Source organism: Pseudomonas gingeri (assembly GCF_013386165.1).
GTDB lineage: Bacteria > Pseudomonadota > Gammaproteobacteria > Pseudomonadales > Pseudomonadaceae > Aquipseudomonas > Aquipseudomonas gingeri_C.
In genome coordinates this window covers 749,975-768,858 of the sequence record NZ_JACAOS010000003.1, presented here as the reverse complement: position 1 = coordinate 768,858, position 18,884 = coordinate 749,975, and the positions used below count along the sequence as shown (strand labels likewise).

The window sequence follows — 18,884 nt, the reverse complement described above, 5'->3', positions numbered from 1 at the left end:
CAGGGTTTACGACTGCTTCGCAGCCGAGAGCGGCGGTGCGGCGTTCCGACAAGCCCGCTCGCCACAAAATATCGCTCGGTTTCACACTTCCTTAATTTGCCACCTCTAGCCAATTGACCTCATCAATCGGTCATCTGCTGGCAATTGAGATCAGGCACATCAGCCATTTACCACCTACCTTGTAGGATTCTGCCACAGGTTCTCTGTTGGTGATCCTCGGCGCGCCACGTATGATCCTTCGCAAACTCCTGCAGATTAGAAGCCTATGTCCCTGATAGTTCTACTGCTTCTGCCTTTTATCGGCAGCTGTCTGGCGGCCTTGCTGCCGCATAACGCACGCAACAGCGAATCCATCCTGGCCGGTGTGGTTGCCCTGGTCGGCACTCTTCAGATGGCGCTGCTGTACCCGCAAGTCGCCCACGGCGGCGTGATTCAAGAGACCATCAACTGGCTGCCCAGCCTGGGCCTGAACTTTGTCCTGCGCCTGGACGGCTTTGCCTGGCTGTTCTCGATGCTGGTGCTGGGCATCGGCACGCTGGTGTCGCTGTACGCCCGCTACTACATGTCTCCCGAAGACCCGGTGCCACGCTTCTTCGCGTTTTTCCTGGCGTTCATGGGCGCCATGCTCGGCCTGGTGCTGTCGGGCAACCTGATCCAGATCGTGTTCTTCTGGGAACTCACCAGCCTGTTCTCCTTCCTGCTGATCGGCTACTGGCATCACCGCAGCGACGCCCGACGCGGTGCCTATATGGCCTTGACCGTCACCGGCGCCGGCGGCCTGTGCCTGCTGGCGGGGGTGCTGATCCTCGGCCATGTGGTCGGCAGCTATGACCTGGACACCGTGTTGGCGGCCGGCGATCGGATCCGTGCCCACGTCCTCTACCCCGTCCTGCTGCCGCTGATCCTGATCGGCGCCTTGAGCAAGAGCGCGCAGTTCCCCTTCCACTTCTGGCTGCCCCACGCCATGGCCGCGCCGACACCGGTTTCGGCCTATCTGCACTCGGCGACCATGGTCAAGGCTGGGGTGTTTCTCCTGGCGCGGCTGTGGCCGTCGCTCTCCGGCAGCGATGAATGGTTCTGGATCGTCGGCGGCGCCGGGGCCGCGACCCTGATACTCGGCGCCTACTGCGCCATGTTCCAGAACGACCTCAAGGGCCTGCTGGCCTACTCCACCATCAGCCACCTGGGCCTGATCAACCTGCTGCTGGGCCTGAACAGCCCGCTGGCCGCCGTCGCCGCGGTGTTCCACATTCTCAACCATGCCACCTTCAAGGCCTCGCTGTTCATGGCCGCCGGCATCATCGATCACGAAAGCGGCACCCGCGATATCCGCAAGCTTAGCGGCCTGATCAAGCTGATCCCGTTCACTGCCACCCTGGCAATGGTCGCCAGCGCCTCCATGGCCGGGGTACCGTTGCTCAACGGCTTCCTGTCCAAGGAAATGTTCTTCGCCGAAACGGTGTTCATCAATTCCACCGCCTGGGTTGAAATGGCCCTGCCGGTGATCGCCACCGTCGCCGGGGCCTTCAGTGTCGCCTACTCACTGCGCTTCACCGTCGACGTGTTCTTCGGCCCCAAGGCCACCGACCTGCCCCACACACCCCACGAGCCTCCGCGCTGGATGCGCGCGCCGGTGGAACTGCTGGTGTTCACCTGCCTGCTGGTGGGGATCTTCCCGGCCCAGGTGGTCGGTTCGATCCTTGCCACCGCGGCCCTGCCGGTGGTCGGCGGGACCTTGCCCGAATACAGCCTGGCGATCTGGCACGGCCTGAACGCGCCGATGATCATGAGCCTGATCGCCATGTCCGGCGGCGTGCTGCTCTATCTGCTGCTGCGCAAGCAACTCAAACGCGGTCGCTTCAGCCGTCCGCCGCTGATCGGCCGTCTCAACGGCAAGCGCCTGTTCGAACGCAGCCTGGTGTTGATCATGCGTTACGCCCGGCGCCTCGAACGCCGGGTCAGCACCCAGCGTCTGCAAACCCAGTTGTTCCTGCTGGTGCTGGCGGCGGTGGTCGCCGGCCTGATCCCGATGCTGCACAGCAGCCTGTCCTGGGGCGACCGGCCAAAGATCCCCGGCTCCATCGTCTTTGTCACCCTCTGGCTGCTGGCCATCGCCTGCGCCCTGGGCGCCGCCTGGCAAGCCAAGTACCACCGTCTCGCCGCCTTGATCATGGTCAGTGTTTGCGGCCTGATGACCTGCATCACCTTTGTCTGGTTCTCCGCGCCGGACCTGGCCCTGACCCAACTGGTGGTGGAAGTGGTGACCACGGTGCTGATCCTGCTGGGCCTGCGCTGGCTGCCACGGCGTATCGAAGAAGTCTCGCCATTGCCGAGCAGCCTGCGCAAGGCGCGGATTCGCCGCCTGCGCGACCTGCTGCTGTCGGTCGGTGTCGGCGGCGGCATGGCGCTGCTGTCCTATGCCATGCTGACCCGCCAGACCCCCAACGACATTTCCTCGTTCTACCTCAGCCGCGCCCTGCCTGAAGGCGGAGGCAGCAACGTGGTGAACGTGATGCTGGTGGACTTCCGTGGCTTCGACACCCTCGGTGAGATCACCGTGCTGATGGCGACCGCCCTCACCGTGTTCGCCCTGCTCCGGCGTTTCCGCCCACCGAAGGAAAGCCTGGAGCTGCCCAACCAGCAGCGCCTGCTGGCCCCGGACGTGGCCACCGATCTGGTCAACCCGCGCAGCGCCAGCGACACCGCCCTCGGTTTCATGATGGTGCCGGCGGTGCTGGTGCGCCTGCTGCTGCCGATCGCCTTCGTGGTCTCGATGTACCTGTTCATGCGCGGCCACAACCAACCGGGCGGCGGCTTTGTCGCCGGGCTGGTGATGTCGGTGGCGTTTATCCTGCAATACATGGTTGCCGGCACCCAGTGGGTCGAGGCGCAGATGAGCCTGCGGCCCTTGCGCTGGATGGGCACCGGCCTGCTGTTCGCCACGGTCACCGGTCTTGGGGCGATGGCCTTCGGGTATCCGTTCCTGACCACCCACACCGCCCACCTGCACCTGCCGCTGCTGGGGGATATCCATGTCGCCAGCGCGCTGTTCTTCGATATCGGCGTGTATGCGGTGGTGGTCGGTTCGACCCTGCTGATCCTCACCGCCCTGGCGCACCAGTCGGTCCGTGCCCATCGGCCGAGCCAGCAACTCGCCGCCCAACCCAAGCCAGGAGCCGCCTGATGGAAGAAGTCATTGCAATTGCCATCGGCGTACTCGCGGCCTCCGGCGTCTGGCTGGTGCTGCGCCCGCGGACCTTCCAGGTAGTGATGGGCCTGTGCCTGCTGTCCTACGGGGTCAACCTGTTTATCTTCAGCATGGGCAGCCTGTTTATCGGCAACGAACCGATCATCAAGGACGGCGTGCCCCAGGACCTGCTCCACTACACCGACCCGCTGCCCCAGGCCCTGGTGCTCACCGCCATCGTCATCAGCTTCGCCATGACCGCGCTGTTCCTGGTGGTGCTGCTGGCCTCCCGGGGCCTGACCGGTACTGACCATGTCGACGGCCGGGAGCCCAAGGAATGAACCCGATGTCGCACCTGATCATCGCCCCGATCCTGCTACCGCTGCTCACGGCGGCGCTGATGCTGATGCTCGGCGAGAAACACCGGCCGCTCAAGGCGCGCCTGAACCTGGTGTCCTGCCTGATCGGCCTGGGCATCTCGGTGGCATTGCTGATCGGCACCCAGGCCGGCGAAACCGGCTCCATCGGCGTCTACCTGCCGAGCAACTGGCAGGTGCCGTTCGGTATCGTGCTGGTGGTCGACCGCCTCTCGGCGCTGATGCTGGTGCTGACCGGGATCATCGGCGTCAGCGCCCTGCTGTTCGCCATGGCCCGTTGGGACCGTGCCGGCGCCAGCTTCCACGCGCTGTTCCAGATCCAGTTGATGGGCCTGTACGGCGCCTTCCTGACCGCTGACCTGTTCAACCTGTTCGTGTTCTTCGAGGTCCTGCTGGCCGCCTCCTACGGCCTGGTCCTGCACGGTTCGGGGCGCTCGCGGGTGTCGGCGGGCTTGCACTATATCGCGATCAACCTGCTGGCCTCGTCGCTGTTCCTGATTGGCGCGGCGCTGATCTATGGCGTTACCGGCACGCTGAACATGGCCGACCTGGCCCTGAAGATTCCGTTGGTGCCGGAAGCCGATCGCGGCCTGCTGCACGCTGGCGCGGCGATTCTCGCCGTGGCCTTCCTGGCCAAGGCCGGTATGTGGCCGCTGAACTTCTGGCTGGTGCCCGCCTACTCCTCGGCCAGTGCTCCGGTGGCGGCGATGTTCGCGATCATGACCAAGGTCGGGATCTACACCCTGTTGCGTCTGTGGACCCTGCTGTTTTCCGGCGACGCCGGTGCCTCGGCGCATTTCGGCGGCGACTGGCTGATCTATGGCGGCATGGCAACCATGGCCTGCGCCGCCGTGGCGATCCTCGCCGCCCAGCGCCTGGAACGCATGGCCAGCCTGAGCATCCTGGTCTCGGCGGGTATCCTGCTTTCAGCCATCGGTTTCGCCCAGCCGAACCTTATGGCCGGCGCGCTGTTCTACCTGGTCAGCTCGACCCTGGCCCTGAGTGCGCTGTTCCTCCTGGCCGAACTGATCGAGCGCTCGCGCTCGGCCAACGAACTGCCTCTGGACGAGGACATCGACCCGCTGCCACGGCCGCTGGAGTCCTTGCACCCACGGCCCGGCACCAACCTGGACGATGAACAGAAAGCCGTGGTCGGCCAGGTCATTCCCTGGACCATGGCCTTCCTCGGCCTCAGTTTTATCGCCTGCGCCCTGTTGATCATCGGCATGCCGCCGCTGTCTGGTTTTATCGGCAAGCTGGCCCTGCTCAGCGCCCTGCTCAACCCACGGGGCCTGGGCGTCGATGCGCCGATCTCGCCTGCGGCCTGGGCCCTGTTGGCGTTGCTGGTGCTGTCCGGACTCGCCTCGCTACTGGCCTTCTCGCGCATGGGCATCTCGCGCTTCTGGACACCCCAGGAACGCCCCTCGCCGGCGCTACGGCGTTTCGAATGCCTGCCGATCATTGCCTTGTTGGGCCTGTGCATGCTGCTGACCGTCAAGGCCGAGCCGCTGCTGCGCTACACCCAGGCGGCGGCGGATTCCCTCGACAATCCGGGGCAGTACATCAGCGCCGTGCAGGCCACCCGCCCGGTGCCGAACCCGAGCGCCGCCGTGGAGGTGCAGCCATGAAGCGCCTGTTCCCCGCGCCCTGGCTGTCCCTGGCGCTCGCGCTGTTGTGGCTGGTGCTGAACCTGTCGGTCAGCCCCGGCAACCTGTTGCTGGGGGCGGCCCTCGGGATCTTCGCCCCGGTGATGATGGCGCCGTTGCGCCCGCGTCCGATCCGCATCCGTCGCCCCGGAGTGATCCTGCGCCTGCTCGTGCGGGTTGGGGCCGATGTGGTGCTGTCCAATCTCGCCGTTGCCTGGAGCGTGCTGAACGCCAGCCGCCGCCCGCCGCGCTCGGCCTTCGTCAAGATCCCCCTGGACCTGCGCGACGCCAACGGTCTGGCCGCGCTGTCGATGATCTGCACGGTGATTCCCGGCACCGTCTGGTCGGAACTGGCCCTGGACCGCAGCGTGCTGCTGTTGCACGTGTTCGACCTGGACGGTGAGGCGCCGTTTATCCAGCACTTCAAGGCGACGTACGAACGCCCCCTGATGGAGATCTTCGAATGAGCGGACTGCTCGCCAACGCGATCCTGCTGAGCCTGTTCATCTTCAGCCTGGCCCTGGTCATCACCGTGATCCGGCTGTTCAAGGGACCGTCGGCCCAGGACCGGGTCCTGGCCCTGGACTACCTGTACCTGGTGGCCATGCTGATGATGCTGGTGCTGGGCATCCGTTATGCCAGTGACACCTACTTCGAAGCGGCGCTGTTGATTGCGCTGTTCGGCTTTGTCGGCTCGTTTGCCCTGGCCAAATTCCTGCTGCGTGGCGAGGTGATCGAATGAATGCGTTATCGCTGTGGATCGAAATCCCGGTGGCCTTGTTGCTGGTGGCGGCCAGCCTGTTCGCCCTGTGCGGCGCCATCGGCCTGTTGCGCATGAAGGACTTCTTCCAGCGCATGCACCCACCGGCACTGGCCTCGACCCTCGGCGCCTGGTGCGTGGCGCTGGCGTCGATCCTGTACTTTTCGGCGCTCAAGTCAGAGCCGGTGGTGCACGCCTGGCTGATCCCGATTCTGCTGTCGATCACGGTGCCGGTGACCACTTTGCTGTTGGCCCGGACTGGGCTGTTTCGCAAGCGTATGGCCGGCGATGATGTACCCGCGGAGGTCAGCAGCGGTCGTAGCGAGGGTGGGAGCTGAAAGACGCGATGGTAACCCAGACACCGCAGGGCATCCCCCGGCAAACAACATATGCTTATGACCTAACGGTATTTAAAACTTTTCGCTTATATCTATAAAATCATTTCCAGATTCTGTCAGTCGAGGCTGAACGCGACCTCGGGCAGGGCTGGATAACGTGACAAACGGGCTTGTCACCGACACCGGTCAGTTAAGGAAATGGGATCTTGAAAACGCTGACGAAACCTGTAGGAGCCGGCTTGCTGGCGATGGCGGCCTCAATGCCGCCCCAGCCTGCCGGCTGATCGCGAGCAATCGAGCGTCGACCGGCTGCTCCTACAGGTCGTAAATTCGGCTTAACTGACTGGCACCGCGTCTCCCCATTTCACTACTCTCCAGGTCCTCCATGAACGCCACCCAATCCCTGTCGTTGTCGGCCGCGCTGTGCGTCAGCGTGCTGTTGAACCTTGCCCCGACCTCCTCGGCCCAGGCCGCGGGTTTGCTGGAAAAGGGTCGTAGCGAAGGCCTGAGCGCCGGTATCGCCAATGAACAGCCCTATGCCTACATCGGCACCGACGGCAAGGTCACCGGTGCCTATGTCGACGTGCTCAAGGCGATCCTCGGTCCGCTGGGGATCAACAAGCTCGAAACGCCGATCACCGACTTCGGCTCGCTGGTACCCGGCGTCACCGCCAAGCGCTTCGACCTGATCGGCGAAGGCCTGTTCATCAACGCCAACCGCTGCAAGGTGATCGGTTTCTCCAACCCGATCACCCGCTCCGGCGGGGCCTTTATCGTCAAGGCCGGCAACCCGCTGAACCTGCACAGCCTCAAGGACGTGGCCAGCAGCGGCAAGGCCCGCCTGGCGACCCAGGCCGGGACCAACCAGGTCCAGGAAGCCCGCGACAGCGGCGTTCCAGCGGCCAACCTGGTGCTGTTCGACAAGGACACCGAAGCCCTCTCCGCCCTCGAGGCCGGACGCATCGACGTGGTGTATTTCCCCGACGCCGAAATCATCGGCCTGCTCAAGAAAGCCGCCAACCCGGCCATCGAGCGCGCCCTGCCTTTCGAGCAGATCGCCGATGCCCAGGGCAAGCCAAGCTGGAACTACCAGTCCTATGGCCTGCCGAAAAATGATCCGGCCTTCACCCAGGCATTCAACGAACAGCTGGCCAAGCTGCGGGCCTCCGGTGAGTTGCTGAAGATCCTGCAGAAATACGACTACACCGAAAACGAGCTGCCCGACGTGGACGTCACCGCCGCCCAACGTTGCAGCCAGTAAGCCCTCGCTGAAACGGCCTCAAACCCACACGAGTACAGGCCATGTCCCTCGATACCCCGGCCGTGGAAACGGCCCTGTTCATCGCGCGCCAGTTGGCCCATGGCGCGTGGGTGACCGTGCAGATCACCTTCCTCGCCGAACTGGTGGTACTGGTGCTGTCCTTTGCCATCGCACTGATGCGCCTGTCACCCTGGAGGGCCGCGCGCTGGTTCGCCACGGCCTACGTCGAGGTGCTGCGCGGCATCTCGGCGCTGGTGCTGCTGTTCTATCTGTTTTTCATCCTGCCACTGTTCGGTATCAGCCTGTCGCCGATGACCACCGGGGTGATCGGCCTCGGCCTGACCTTCTCGGCCTACGGTTCGGAGATCGTCCGGGCCGCGCTGGTGAATGTCAGCGCCGGCCAACGTGACGCGTTGCGCGCACTGGACTTCGGAGCGCTGGCGGCCTTTCGGCGGATCATCCTGCCCCAGGCCCTGCCGTTTATGCTGCCGCCGCTGGGCAACCAGTTGGTCGAGCTGATGAAGACCACCTCCCTGGTGTCACTGATCACCCTCAGCGACCTGACCTTCGCCGGCAATCAGCTGGTCACCACCCTGGGCCAGCAGACGCTGATCTGGAGCATCGTGCTGGTCTGCTATTTCGTCATGGCCTGGCCCCTGAGCTGGCTGGTACGGCGCTATGAACAACACAGTTCGGCCTGGCGACAGGTGCGGGAGTAAACATGGAATTCGACTTCGAGTTTGCCTGGTCGATCCTGCCCGACCTGCTGCTTGGCCTGCTGGTGACCGTGCAAGTGGTGGTGCTCGGCTTCCTGCTGGCGGTGCTGCTCGGGCTGGTCCTGGCGATTGCCCAACGCTCATCGATCGGCGCGATACGGCGCGCCTGCCAGGGCTACCTGAGTTTCTTTCGCAACACACCGTTGATGGTCCAGTTGTATGTGCTGTTCTTTGCCCTGCCGTCGGCCGGGATCACCCTGCCGGCGATTTCCACGGGGGTGATCGGCCTCGGGCTCTACTACAGCGCCTATATCGCCGAGGCCTATCGCGGCGCCATCGACGGCGTACCGGCGGGCCAGTGGGAAGCCGCTCGAGCGCTGGATTTCAACACGGCCACCACCTGGCGCCGGATCGTCCTGCCACAGGCCCTGAAACCCATGCTGCCGGTGCTGGGCAACTACCTGATCGGCATGTTCAAGGAAACCCCGCTGCTGGCGGTGATCACCATTCCGGAACTGTTCCAGGCCGCCAAACAGGTGGCCGGCATGAGCTATCGCTACACCGAACCCTATACGCTGATGGCGGTGCTGTTCCTGATCATCAGCGTGCCGACCTCCCTGCTCTTCAAGTACCTGGAAAGGCGCAGTCATGTCTGACGTAGCACACCTCGCGGCCACGGCGCCGGCGCAGATCCGCCTCACCCAGGTGGTCAAGCACTTCGGCGCGACCCGGGTCATCGACCACCTTGACCTGAGCATTCCCCAAGGGCAGAAAGTCGCGCTGATCGGCCCCAGCGGCTCGGGTAAATCCACCGTGCTGCGCTTGATCAAGGGCCTGGAAAGCTACGAGCAGGGTCGCATCGAAGTCGACGGTGTGGCGGTCACCACCAAGGGCGGCGGTTGGCGCTGGCCCGGTTCGAAAAAGGCGCCGGTGGTGCATCGGGTCGGCATGGTGTTCCAGCAGTTCAACCTGTTCCCGCACCTGACCGTGCAGGAGAACATCACCGAGGCGCCGTTGCAGGTGCTCAAGGTCAGCCGTGAAGAAGCCCTGGATCGAGCCCAGGCCTACCTGGCGATGGTCGGCCTGAGCCATAAGGCCGATGCCTACCCCGCGCAACTGTCCGGCGGCCAGCAGCAACGGGTGGCCATCGCCCGGGCCCTGTCGATGCGCCCGAAGGTGATGCTGTTCGACGAAGTGACCTCGGCCCTCGACCCGGAACTGGTGGGGGAAGTGCTGGCGGTGATCCGTTCGATCGCCCATGAACACAAGGTCACCATGTTGCTGGTGACCCATGAAATGAAGTTCGCCCAGGACATCGCCGACCGGGTGCTGTTCATGGAGGCCGGGCGGATCGTCGCTGATGGCACGCCCCGGGAGATCCTGGTGGAGCCGGACAATGAGCGGACCCGGCGGTTTCTCAATCGGGTGGAGCAGCGTTAGCCGCAAGGGCCTCATCGCGAGCAAGCTCGCTCCTACAGGGGGCGATGTCGTTCACAAGTCTGCGTCACGACGCAATTCCTGTAGGAGCGAGCTTGCTCGCGATAGCGTCCGCAAGGACGCCACAAGCAATCAACGCTCACTGAAAAAGAACCGACCATCCTGCTTGAGCAGATCCATCATCGTCTGCGCCGCCGGCGACAGGTACCCGCCCGCGCGCACGGCAACCACCAGCGTCCGCTTCATGGTGGTCTCTTTGAGCCGGACTTCACGCAGGTGCGTCGCGCCCTTGACGTCCTCCAGGGTCGCGCGCGCCAGGAAGCTCAGCAAGCGGGTCTCGCCGATCAGCCGCGGCAGCAGGGAAATCGTGTTGGTTTCGATCTGCACCGAGGGCAACGGCAGATCATGGGCGAGGAACACATTGTCGATCCAGCGCCGGGACGATACCCCCGCCGCCGGCAACACCCAACGATAACGTCCCAACTCACTCAGGCGAATCGGCGCGTCGAAGATCGGGTGGTTGCGGCTGGCAACCACCACCACCTCGTCATCGAGCAACGGATGGAACGACAACTGCGGGTCGTTATCGAACAGCGGGCAGATCACCATATCCAACCGTCCCGAGCGCAAGGACTCGCGCAACATATCGTCCTGGCCGATCGCCAGGCTCAAGGTGATCTCCGGCGCCCGTTCGAGCAAGGCGGCGGTCAGTTGCGGCAGCAGGTACTCGGCCATGCTCGCCGCACACCCCAGGCGGATATTGCCCAGCACGCCACTGGCGAAATCGCGGATCTCACGATGGGTCTCGGCAATGCTCTGCTGCAACTGCCGACCGCGCTGCTGCAACAACTCGCCGACCGGCGTCAGCTTGATCCGCCGGCCCTCGCGTTCGAACAGCTTGGTGCCGAACGACTCTTCCAGCCGCTGAATGCTCTTGGTCAGCGCCGGCTGGCTGCGATTGAGTTTCTGCGCCGCGCGGCCCAGATGACCGAGCTCGGCAATGGTTTCGAAATAGGTGAGGTCCCGCAGATCCATATTGATCAACCAAAGTTATCGTTTCATCACAATTAGAAACTGGACTTGATCAATTGCGCTATCAATAATTTACCCATCGCGCCGCTTTCAACGTCCTGCAACAGGAGCGTTCAGCGCTTTGGAGGTCCCCTTGTCCACATCATCGCGTTTTTCCCTGAGCACTTGGCCCCGTTCGCTGCAATGGCTGGCCCTGCTGTTGCTGGCCGGCGGCAGCGGACAACTGCTCAAGTACTTCGAGCTGCCCGCCGGGCAATTTATCGGCCCGATGCTGGTGGCGATCGGCTTTGGCGTCAGCGGCGCCCGCATCCGCTTGCACAAGGAGGCCTTCCGCCTGAGCCAGGGCTGCATCGGCCTGCTGGCCGCGCACTCGATGACCCTGGCGGTGCTGACTTCGATGGCCGAGTCCTGGCACCTGATGCTGGTGGCCACGGTCCTGACCATCGGCCTGAGTTCGCTGGTGGGCCTGGCGATGGTGCGCTTCGGCGGGATCCAGGCCAGCACTGCGGCCTGGGGTACATCGCCGGGCGCCGCCTCGGCCATGGTCGCGATGGCCGATGACTTCGGCGCCGATGCCCGGATCGTGGCGACCATGCAGTATGTGCGGGTGGTGTGCGTGGTGGTCATCGGCGCGCTGGTCAGCCATGCGCTGGAAGTGCCGGCCAACGGCAGCGAACTGCAGGCCGCCGGCGCGCTACAGCACTCTTTCAGCGTGCTCAACCTGGGGCTGACCCTGGTCACGGCAGTGATCGGCGTGCTGCTGGGCACCCGTATACCGGCCGGTGCCCTGCTGGTGCCGCTGCTGCTCGGGGCCAGCCTGCAGGTCTCGGGCATGCTTTCTATCACCCTGCCCGCCTGGCTGCTGGCGGCCGCCTACGGGGCCATCGGTTGCTACGTTGGCCTGCGCTTCGACCGCCCCACCGTGCTCTATGTCTGGAAACGCCTGCCGGCGATGATCCTCAGCGCCATCACGCTGATTGCTCTGTGCGCGGCCTCGGCCTGGGTCCTGGCCAAGCTGCTCGGCCAGGACTTCCTCTCGGTCTACCTGGCCACCAGCCCCGGCGGGCTCGACACCATGGCGATCATCGCGGTCGACACCCACTCCGATGTCGGCCTGGTCCTGGCGATGCAGACCCTGCGACTGCTGGCGGTGATCTTCACCGGTGCGTTCTTTGCCCGTCTGGTGATCCGCTTCGCCGCTCCAACCACCCCCCAGGTGCAACAAGACAAACCGATAACGAAGTATTCATGACACAATCTGCGGCATTACCTTAGTCAAAATACGAACGACATTGATTAAGATTTGTTTGGACGTCATGCTGGTTTTGACGCTTTTTTCTCATTTCCCCCTCTAAATTGCCGTCCAGACAAAACATGCGAATGATTCCCATTGTTTTACTGGACTGGCGAAGCGTGTGCGGATGCACCAGAAATCGTCAGCCATCTCGACAATCAAAGACCGCAGGAGCTACCCACGCAATGATTTCCCGTCTTCCTTCGTTTCTGAAAACCGCCCTGGTGGCCACCGCGCTGCTGAGTGCCGGGCATGTCTACGCCGCCCCGAGCGCCGACGGCATCGTGGTCTACAACGCCCAGCACGAAAGCCTGACCAAGTCCTGGATCGACGGCTTCACCAAGGAAACCGGGATCAAGGTGACCCTGCGCAATGGCGACGACACCGAGATGGGCAACCAGATCATCCAGGAAGGCGACAAGTCGCCGGCGGACGTGTTCCTGACCGAAAACTCCCCGGCCATGGTCCTGGTGGACAATGCCAAGCTGTTCGCGCCAGTGGCACCGACCACCCTGGAACAGGTCGATGCGGCCTACCGTCCGGCCCACGGCAATTGGATCGGCATCGCCGCGCGCTCCACCGTGTTCGTCTACAACAAGAGCAAGCTGACCGAAGCGCAACTGCCCAAGTCCCTGCTTGACCTCGCCTCGCCTGAGTGGAAAGGCCGCTGGGCTGCCTCGCCATCGGGCGCCGACTTCCAGGCCATCGTCGCCGCCGTGCTGGAGCTCAAGGGCGAAGCCGCGACCCTGGACTGGCTCAAGGCAATGAAAACCAACGCTTCGGTCTATCGCGGCAACAGCTCGGTGCTCAAAGCGGTCAATGCCGGGCAAGTCGAAAGCGGCGTGATCTACCACTACTACAGCTTCGGCGACCAGGCCAAGACCGGCGAAAACAGCAATAACACCGCCCTTCACTACTTCAAGCACAAAGACCCGGGCGCCTTTGTCAGCACCTCCGGTGGTGGCGTGCTGAAGTCGAGCAAACACCTGGAAGAAGCCCAGGCGTTCCTCAAGTGGATCACCGGCAAAGAAGGCCAGGCGGTTCTCAAGGACGGTAACTCGTTCGAATACGCAGTGGGCGTGGGCGCCACCTCCAATGCCAAACTGGTGCCGCTCAAGGATCTCGACGCGCCCAAGGTTGATGCCTCGAAGCTCGACAGCAAGAAAGCCGTGGAGTTGATGACCCAGGCCGGAATCCTGTAATTGATCCCAGAGTCCACTTCTCCTCTGGACACCGCCGCAGTCGCTCACGCGCCTGCGGCGCTTTCGCATCAGCGATCCAGAAACTTTTTCGGGCGCCAGGGCAATGCCTGGATTATCGGGCTGTCAGTGCTGGTGTCCCTGCTGGCGTTGCTACCGATCGCCTTCGTGATCCTCTCTTCCTGGCAAACCGGTTGGACCACCCTTGAAGCCCTGATCTGGCGCCCTCGGGTCGGCGAGCTGCTGGTCAACACCCTGTTGCTGATGGTCATCACCATTCCTCTGTGCGTGGCACTGGGACTGAGCTTGGCCTGGCTGACCGAACGCACCGACCTACCCGGCCGACGCGCCTGGTCCTTGCTGGCGACCGCGCCCCTGGCGGTACCGGCCTTCGTCCACAGCTACGCCTGGGTCAGCCTGGTGCCGCCGATCAACGGTCTGTTCGCCGGCGTGCTGGTCTCGGTGATTGCCTACTTCCCGTTTCTCTACTTGCCGATTGCCGCGACCCTGCGGCGCCTCGATCCCGCCATCGAGGATGTCGGCGAGTCCCTGGGGCTCAAGCCCTGGGCGGTGTTTGTGCGCATTGTCCTGCCGCAACTGCGTTTGGCGATCTGTGGCGGCGCGCTATTGGTCGGCCTGCACCTGCTGGCCGAATACGGCCTCTACGCGATGATCCGCTTCGACACCTTTACCACGGCCATTTTCGACCAGTTCAAGTCGACCTTCAGCGGCCCGGCGGCCCATACCCTGGCCGGTATCCTGGCGCTGTGCTGTCTGGGCCTGTTGACCGTCGAATCGGCCGCCCGTGGCAAGGCCCGTTATGCCCGCGTCGGTTCCGGCAGTGCCCGGCAGCAACGCACGGTACGCCTCAGCCCCATGACCAAGGGGCTGGCATTGAGCATTCCGCTCATCAGCAGCGTGCTCGCCCTCGGCGTCCCGTTGGTCACCCTGGGCAACTGGCTGATCGCTGGAGGCCGTGAGGTCTGGCAATTGGACGATTTGCTCCCGGCCCTGGAACAGACACTGCTGCTGGGTGCCGCCGGTGCCCTGTTGACCACCTGCGCGGCGGTGCCCGTGGCCTGGTTGTCGATCCGCTCCCCCGGACGCCTGCATCGCCTGCTGGAAAGCTGCAACTACATCACCAGCTCGCTGCCCGGCATCGTCGTGGCCCTGGCTCTGGTCACGGTCACCATCAACTTCGCCCGACCGATCTACCAGACCTCGATCACCGTCCTGCTGGCTTACCTGTTGATGTTCATGCCTCGCGCCCTGGTCAGCTTGCGCGCCGGTATCGCCCAGGCGCCGGTGGAGCTGGAAAATATCGCCCGCAGCCTCGGTCGCTCACCGGTCCGTGCCCTCTGGGCAATCACCCTGCGCCTCGCCGCGCCGGGTGCCGCCGCCGGTGCCGCGCTGGTGTTCCTGGCCATTACCAATGAGCTGACCGCCACCCTGCTGCTCGCGCCCAACGGCACACGCACCCTGGCCACCGGCTTCTGGGCCATGACCAGTGAAATCGACTATGCCGGTGCCGCGCCCTACGCGCTGCTCATGATCCTGCTGTCACTGCCGCTGACCGGGCTTCTCTATCATCAATCCAAACGCACGGCTGGCCGATGAACGCTCTTGAACTCAACGCGCTGTACAAGTCCTTCGGTTCGCAAGCGGCCCTGGAAGATATCAACCTGTCGATTGCCACGGGTAGCCGTACCGCCATCGTCGGCCCTTCCGGCTCGGGCAAGACCACGCTGCTGCGGATGATCGCCGGTTTCGAATTTCCCGATGCCGGCCGCATCACCCTCAACGGCCAGCCGCTGGTGGATGCCAACACCCAGGTCCCGGCCCACCAGCGCCTGATCGGTTACGTGCCGCAGGACGGCGCGCTGTTCCCGCATATGACGGTGGCCGATAACATCGCCTTCGGGATCGTCGACAAGGCCACCCGGCAACAGCGGGTCGCGGAGTTGATGGACAGCGTGGCCCTGGAGCCGCAGATGGGCAAACGCTGGCCCCATGAGCTGTCCGGTGGCCAGCAGCAGCGCGTGGCACTGGCCCGCGCCCTGGCGCAACGGCCACGCCTGATGTTGCTGGACGAACCGTTTTCGGCCCTCGACACCGGCCTGCGGGCGTCCATGCGCAAGATGGTTGCGCGCCTGTTATCCGAAGCCGGGGTGACCACCATCCTGGTCACCCATGACCAGGCCGAGGCGCTGTCCTTTGCCGATCAGTTGGCGGTGATGCGCAAGGGCCGCCTGGTGCAGGCCGGTCCGCCGATGGACCTGTACCTGCGTCCGGACGACGCGGACACCGCGCTGTTCCTCGGCGAGGCGGTGATCCTCCCCGCCTTGATCGAAAACGGCTGGGCCCAGTGTGACCTGGGCCGCCTGGCGGTCAACGACGAGGGCCGCCATGGCCAGGCACAGATCATGTTGCGCCCCGAGCAGTTGCAACTCGCACCCCACGTACCCGGGCAGCCGGACGGCAACGGTAGCCCGGCGCGGGTCACCGAATGCGACTTCGGCGGCAACACCTGCACCTTGACCGTGGAACTGAAAGCACCCGCCGCCGACGGGCAGCAGCGTTCGTTGCTGGTGCGCAGCTCCGGCATGCAGGCCCCCAGGGTTGGCAGCGAGGTGCGGGTGTCGGCCATCGGCCATGCCCATGTGCTGGGTCGGCAGAACGTCGGCTAGACGCTCACCACTTCGGCGCTGTTCGCCCAGGGCGCCACCAGTCGCCCTGGCGTCCCGCAAACCCGCTGCTTGAACACGAAGTGTCGGCACTTTTGCGCAAAGTGGTGACGGTCCTGGACCATATCCAGTTGCATCTGCGCCAGTTCTTCATCGCGGCAGCGCTCCATGTCCGCCACATTGCGGGTTCGCCGGCGCTCGCGCACCGCCTCATACAGGGGGTCATGGGCCACGCGCTGCGCCTGGGCCATCAGCCAGTTGCCAAAGGCCTGCGGGCAACGCGGGCCGACATCCTGGACCAAACCCATCTCCCGCGCCTGGGTCACGCTGATCGGCAGGCAGTCTTCACTGAGCTGCAGCGCCCGCTCATAGCCCACCGCTCGGGGCAAGCTGTAGGTCCAGTATTCGGAACCGTAGAGACCCATGCTCTTGTAGTGCGGGTTGAGCACCACCCCGCTCCTGGCGAACACGCCATCGGCCGCCAAAGCCAGCATCACCCCACCGGCGCCGGCGCTGCCGGTCAAGCCGCTGACCACCAGTTGCGGGGCGGTCAACAGCTCGCGACAGACATCGTTGATCGCACGGATATTGGCCCAGGCCTCAAGACCGGGCACCGTCGCCGCCTGGATCACGTTGAGGTGCACACCGTTGGAGAAACTGCCACGCCCGCCTCTAAACAGCAGTACCTGGGTGTTCTGGGCCTTGGCCCAGCGCAGGGCACTGACCAGCCGCCGGCATTGCTCGGTGCTCATGGCGCCGTTGTAGAACTCGAATGTCAGCTCGCCCACACCGTCCAGCTCACGATAACGGATCGGTTGGTAGGCCTCCTTGCAATACGGGTGGCTGGCGACGGACCAGTTCAAGGTCGGCACCTTGTCGAGCCGCCCGGCCAGCACATGCCGCGCCGGGCGCTTGAAGGTCTCTTCCCCTGGCCGGGGTTTGCGCCGCAGCGAGCCGAGCCACAGGCTGCGGTCGCCGGTCGCCACCAATACCGCATCGTCATGCACCGCCAGCAGTTGGCCCGGCGTGCCACAACGGCTGTCGAGATGGGCGTCATAGAGGTAGTAGGCTTCGCCCAGCAGCTCGGCCAGTACACCGGGCTGCCCGTCGGCGGCGTCGATGCGCCGCTGAATCAGTTCGGCGTCATCCTGCCAACTGAAGGCGCGGTCACTCTGTTTCATGTTCGGTTGCAAACGGCCGCGAACCTGCGGCGAGTTGTAATCCAGGGGCTGGGGCACAAAGTCGCTGCCGAACCGGGCGACCACCTCGTGGATACAGGCCATGGCCGCGTCGGCCACCGGGCCGTTGTAGAGTTCCGACTTGCGAATGCTCGTCGGCATCTCGAACTCGCAGGTGGCCCAGATCGCCCCGCTGTCCATTTCCTCGGCGGCCTGCAAGGCGGTTACCCCCCAGACCGGTAACTGCCGGGTGATCGTCCAGTCCAGTGCGCTGGCCCCGCGATCCCCGACAATCCCCGGGTGAATGATCACCACCGGACGCTGCGATTCCTGCCATAGCCGGGCCGGCACGCGGTCCTTGAGGAACGGGCAGATCACCAGGGCCGCCTGGCTGTTCTCGATCTGTTGGCAGACCGCCTCTTCGTCACTGAACAACACCACGCTCGGCACGTGCCCCGCTTCGCGCAGCTCCAACCAGGCGCGCTGGGTCAAGCCATTGAATGCCGATGCCAGCAGAATGATTTTCAACGAATGCATGACTGAACTCCTCCTTGAGCAATGCGCCGGGCCCCTGCTGCAACGAGCAATCCATGGCCCGACCGGAGCCGCTACAGTAAAGCGTCACCACGACGGCGCCTTGATCGAAGTCAACAGACAACCGTACGGCGGGTGCATTAGCGCAGCCTCGATTTCTCGGCTAGGATTTTCTGCTCATGGAGTCGCCCGACTATTCAGCGGGCTTTTGAACAAGGAGAGAGAGATGACCGCAGTTCGTACTGCAGAACGCGCCTATCGCAATTGGTCCAGCCCCATCCTGCTGGAACTCAAGGAACGGGAACATCAGTTGGACCCGTCCGCACGGATGGCGCTGAGCAATGTGTTGCAAGAACGCCGCCTGCTGCTTGAGGGCGTGAAGCCTTCAGCCGTGGTGCAACCCATCAGGCCAGGCATCGAGTGACGGCAAGGCACTCAGCCCGCGCAACCAGCCGTGTTCGGCAAACGCCAGCATTTCCTGGTCACCGCGACTGTCGCCATAGGCAAACAGCACCCGTCCACGCGCATCGCCCAACCATTGCTGCAACTGCCGGACTTTTTCCGGCCCCCAGCAGTTGGGCGACGCCAGGCGTCCGGTAAAACGCCCGTCGCGAAACTCCAGTTGCGTCGCCAGCACCGCATCAAAACCGGCGGCCTGGGCCCAGTGCCCGAGGTAGAGCGTGGGTGACGCGCTGACCAGCACCAGACGGTGACCCAGGCGTTTGTGTTCCTCGATCCGCTCGAGCATTTCCGGACGGATCAGGGTCGGCAGCCGTTCGGCGGCATAACGCGCCGCCGCCGCTTCAAGCTCGACCTGGGTCCTGCCACGCAGGGTGACCGCCAGGAATCGCGCCTTGGCCTCGGCCCGCTCGCACAAGCCCGTCGCCATGCCCACCAGCCAGGGCAAGACCAGCAGGCCGCCGATCAGGAAGCGCCGGTTGCCGACCTGATAGCGGACGAAATCCCGCAGGCTGTCAGTGGTGGTGATGGTCCCGTCAAAATCGAAGGCCACACAGGTTCCAAGCTCCTGCACGGCGCTGTTTGAAATCGTCATTGCTGTTTTACGCCCATGAACCGAGGGGCACAGTGTCTCACTCCTGCAAGACAATTACCTGAACGGCCCATGTCGCGCAGGATCATGTAGGCGCCGGCTTGCTGGCGATGCTATCGGTGCGGTGTTCTGTCAAACCTCGTCGCCTGGATCGCCAGCAAGCCGGCTCCTACGATTCATGGCCCGAAGG

Annotated in this window: 18 protein-coding genes; 15 read left to right on the top strand and 3 right to left on the bottom strand. The window is 64.1% G+C overall.

Annotation, left to right across the window (positions count from 1 at the left end; translation table 11 throughout):
• Window positions 1-265: 265 nt before the first annotated feature.
• The 10 genes from HX866_RS07965 to HX866_RS07920 all read left to right on the top strand — a co-directional run bounded on the left by HX866_RS07965 (window position 266) and on the right by HX866_RS07920 (window position 9,725).
• A complete protein-coding gene (locus tag HX866_RS07965) occupies window positions 266-3,184 on the top strand; it encodes a monovalent cation/H+ antiporter subunit A (RefSeq protein WP_177138870.1) in 2,919 nt (972 codons plus the stop codon).
• Window positions 3,184-3,528 (top strand): Na+/H+ antiporter subunit C, encoded by a 345-nt coding sequence (locus HX866_RS07960; RefSeq protein ID WP_040066597.1) that lies wholly within the window; start codon window positions 3,184-3,186, stop codon window positions 3,526-3,528. The genes HX866_RS07965 and HX866_RS07960 overlap by 1 nt, the downstream gene beginning before the upstream one ends.
• Complete coding sequence (locus tag HX866_RS07955; RefSeq protein WP_177138868.1) at window positions 3,525-5,192, top strand: monovalent cation/H+ antiporter subunit D; 1,668 nt, start codon at window positions 3,525-3,527, stop codon at window positions 5,190-5,192. Before HX866_RS07960 ends, HX866_RS07955 begins: the two co-directional genes overlap by 4 nt.
• Window positions 5,189-5,677 carry a Na+/H+ antiporter subunit E gene (locus HX866_RS07950; protein WP_177138866.1) on the top strand — a complete coding sequence of 163 codons (489 nt, stop codon included), beginning with the start codon at window positions 5,189-5,191 and terminating at the stop codon, window positions 5,675-5,677. The genes HX866_RS07955 and HX866_RS07950 overlap by 4 nt, the downstream gene beginning before the upstream one ends.
• Window positions 5,674-5,952 carry a K+/H+ antiporter subunit F gene (locus tag HX866_RS07945; RefSeq protein ID WP_177097784.1) on the top strand — a complete coding sequence of 93 codons (279 nt, stop codon included), beginning with the start codon at window positions 5,674-5,676 and terminating at the stop codon, window positions 5,950-5,952. Before HX866_RS07950 ends, HX866_RS07945 begins: the two co-directional genes overlap by 4 nt.
• Window positions 5,949-6,308: a Na+/H+ antiporter subunit G gene (locus HX866_RS07940; RefSeq protein WP_177097783.1), complete on the top strand. Its 360-nt coding sequence runs from the start codon at window positions 5,949-5,951 to the stop codon at window positions 6,306-6,308. The genes HX866_RS07945 and HX866_RS07940 overlap by 4 nt, the downstream gene beginning before the upstream one ends.
• A 385-nt stretch (window positions 6,309-6,693) precedes the next feature.
• The gene (ehuB, locus tag HX866_RS07935) at window positions 6,694-7,569 is read left to right on the top strand and encodes an ectoine/hydroxyectoine ABC transporter substrate-binding protein EhuB (RefSeq protein WP_177138864.1); all 876 of its coding nucleotides are present in this window, start codon (window positions 6,694-6,696) and stop codon (window positions 7,567-7,569) included.
• 41 nt (window positions 7,570-7,610) lie between these two features.
• Window positions 7,611-8,288, top strand: coding sequence for an ectoine/hydroxyectoine ABC transporter permease subunit EhuC (gene ehuC, locus HX866_RS07930; RefSeq protein ID WP_177097781.1), 678 nt, complete (start codon window positions 7,611-7,613; stop codon window positions 8,286-8,288).
• A gap of 2 nt (window positions 8,289-8,290) precedes the next feature.
• A complete protein-coding gene (ehuD, locus tag HX866_RS07925) occupies window positions 8,291-8,941 on the top strand; it encodes an ectoine/hydroxyectoine ABC transporter permease subunit EhuD (protein ID WP_177138862.1) in 651 nt (216 codons plus the stop codon).
• A complete protein-coding gene (locus HX866_RS07920) occupies window positions 8,934-9,725 on the top strand; it encodes an amino acid ABC transporter ATP-binding protein (RefSeq protein ID WP_177138847.1) in 792 nt (263 codons plus the stop codon). Before ehuD ends, HX866_RS07920 begins: the two co-directional genes overlap by 8 nt.
• A gap of 129 nt (window positions 9,726-9,854) precedes the next feature.
• Here the strand turns inward: HX866_RS07920 and HX866_RS07915 are convergent, their stop codons facing one another.
• Complete coding sequence (locus HX866_RS07915; RefSeq protein ID WP_177097778.1) at window positions 9,855-10,757, bottom strand: LysR family transcriptional regulator; 903 nt, start codon at window positions 10,755-10,757, stop codon at window positions 9,855-9,857.
• 130 nt (window positions 10,758-10,887) lie between these two features.
• On the opposite strand from HX866_RS07915, the gene HX866_RS07910 reads away from it, so the two are divergent.
• From HX866_RS07910 to HX866_RS07895, 4 genes are all read left to right on the top strand, one after another.
• Entirely contained in the window at window positions 10,888-12,006 is a 1,119-nt protein-coding gene (locus HX866_RS07910; RefSeq protein WP_177138845.1) for an AbrB family transcriptional regulator, read from the top strand.
• A gap of 227 nt (window positions 12,007-12,233) precedes the next feature.
• Entirely contained in the window at window positions 12,234-13,250 is a 1,017-nt protein-coding gene (locus HX866_RS07905; protein ID WP_177097776.1) for an iron ABC transporter substrate-binding protein, read from the top strand.
• Window positions 13,251-13,253: 3 nt separating this feature from the next.
• On the top strand, window positions 13,254-14,864 hold the full coding sequence (locus HX866_RS07900) for an ABC transporter permease (protein WP_177139289.1): 1,611 nt from the start codon (window positions 13,254-13,256) through the stop codon (window positions 14,862-14,864).
• Window positions 14,861-15,934 carry an ABC transporter ATP-binding protein gene (locus HX866_RS07895; RefSeq protein ID WP_177097775.1) on the top strand — a complete coding sequence of 358 codons (1,074 nt, stop codon included), beginning with the start codon at window positions 14,861-14,863 and terminating at the stop codon, window positions 15,932-15,934. The genes HX866_RS07900 and HX866_RS07895 overlap by 4 nt, the downstream gene beginning before the upstream one ends.
• On the opposite strand, the gene HX866_RS07890 is transcribed toward HX866_RS07895, so the two are convergent.
• Entirely contained in the window at window positions 15,931-17,646 is a 1,716-nt protein-coding gene (locus HX866_RS07890; RefSeq protein ID WP_177138843.1) for a hydrogenase maturation protein, read from the bottom strand. The two genes, HX866_RS07895 and HX866_RS07890, sit on opposite strands and share 4 nt — an antisense overlap.
• A 223-nt stretch (window positions 17,647-17,869) precedes the next feature.
• Here HX866_RS07890 and HX866_RS07885 point away from each other — a divergent pair, with 223 nt between their 5' ends.
• Window positions 17,870-18,067 (top strand): hypothetical protein, encoded by a 198-nt coding sequence (locus HX866_RS07885; protein ID WP_177138841.1) that lies wholly within the window; start codon window positions 17,870-17,872, stop codon window positions 18,065-18,067.
• On the opposite strand, the gene HX866_RS07880 is transcribed toward HX866_RS07885, so the two are convergent.
• Window positions 18,029-18,697, bottom strand: coding sequence for an HAD family hydrolase (locus tag HX866_RS07880; protein ID WP_177097772.1), 669 nt, complete (start codon window positions 18,695-18,697; stop codon window positions 18,029-18,031). The genes HX866_RS07885 and HX866_RS07880 overlap by 39 nt on opposite strands.
• Window positions 18,698-18,884 lie beyond the last annotated feature (187 nt).

Bases quoted from the DNA above. Each gene is read 5' to 3' on its own strand.
- HX866_RS07965 (WP_177138870.1), top strand. From the start codon at position 266: ATGTCCCTGATAGTTCTACTGCTTCTGCCTTTTATCGGCAGCTGTCTG.
- HX866_RS07960 (WP_040066597.1), top strand. From the start codon at position 3,184: ATGGAAGAAGTCATTGCAATTGCCATCGGCGTACTCGCGGCCTCCGGC.
- HX866_RS07955 (WP_177138868.1), top strand. From the start codon at position 3,525: ATGAACCCGATGTCGCACCTGATCATCGCCCCGATCCTGCTACCGCTG.
- HX866_RS07950 (WP_177138866.1), top strand. From the start codon at position 5,189: ATGAAGCGCCTGTTCCCCGCGCCCTGGCTGTCCCTGGCGCTCGCGCTG.
- HX866_RS07945 (WP_177097784.1), top strand. From the start codon at position 5,674: ATGAGCGGACTGCTCGCCAACGCGATCCTGCTGAGCCTGTTCATCTTC.
- HX866_RS07940 (WP_177097783.1), top strand. From the start codon at position 5,949: ATGAATGCGTTATCGCTGTGGATCGAAATCCCGGTGGCCTTGTTGCTG.
- ehuB (WP_177138864.1), top strand. From the start codon at position 6,694: ATGAACGCCACCCAATCCCTGTCGTTGTCGGCCGCGCTGTGCGTCAGC.
- ehuC (WP_177097781.1), top strand. From the start codon at position 7,611: ATGTCCCTCGATACCCCGGCCGTGGAAACGGCCCTGTTCATCGCGCGC.
- ehuD (WP_177138862.1), top strand. From the start codon at position 8,291: ATGGAATTCGACTTCGAGTTTGCCTGGTCGATCCTGCCCGACCTGCTG.
- HX866_RS07920 (WP_177138847.1), top strand. From the start codon at position 8,934: ATGTCTGACGTAGCACACCTCGCGGCCACGGCGCCGGCGCAGATCCGC.
- HX866_RS07915 (WP_177097778.1), bottom strand. From the start codon at position 10,757: ATGGATCTGCGGGACCTCACCTATTTCGAAACCATTGCCGAGCTCGGT.
- HX866_RS07905 (WP_177097776.1), top strand. From the start codon at position 12,234: ATGATTTCCCGTCTTCCTTCGTTTCTGAAAACCGCCCTGGTGGCCACC.
- HX866_RS07895 (WP_177097775.1), top strand. From the start codon at position 14,861: ATGAACGCTCTTGAACTCAACGCGCTGTACAAGTCCTTCGGTTCGCAA.
- HX866_RS07890 (WP_177138843.1), bottom strand. From the start codon at position 17,646: ATGCATTCGTTGAAAATCATTCTGCTGGCATCGGCATTCAATGGCTTG.
- HX866_RS07885 (WP_177138841.1), top strand. From the start codon at position 17,870: ATGACCGCAGTTCGTACTGCAGAACGCGCCTATCGCAATTGGTCCAGC.
- HX866_RS07880 (WP_177097772.1), bottom strand. From the start codon at position 18,697: ATGACGATTTCAAACAGCGCCGTGCAGGAGCTTGGAACCTGTGTGGCC.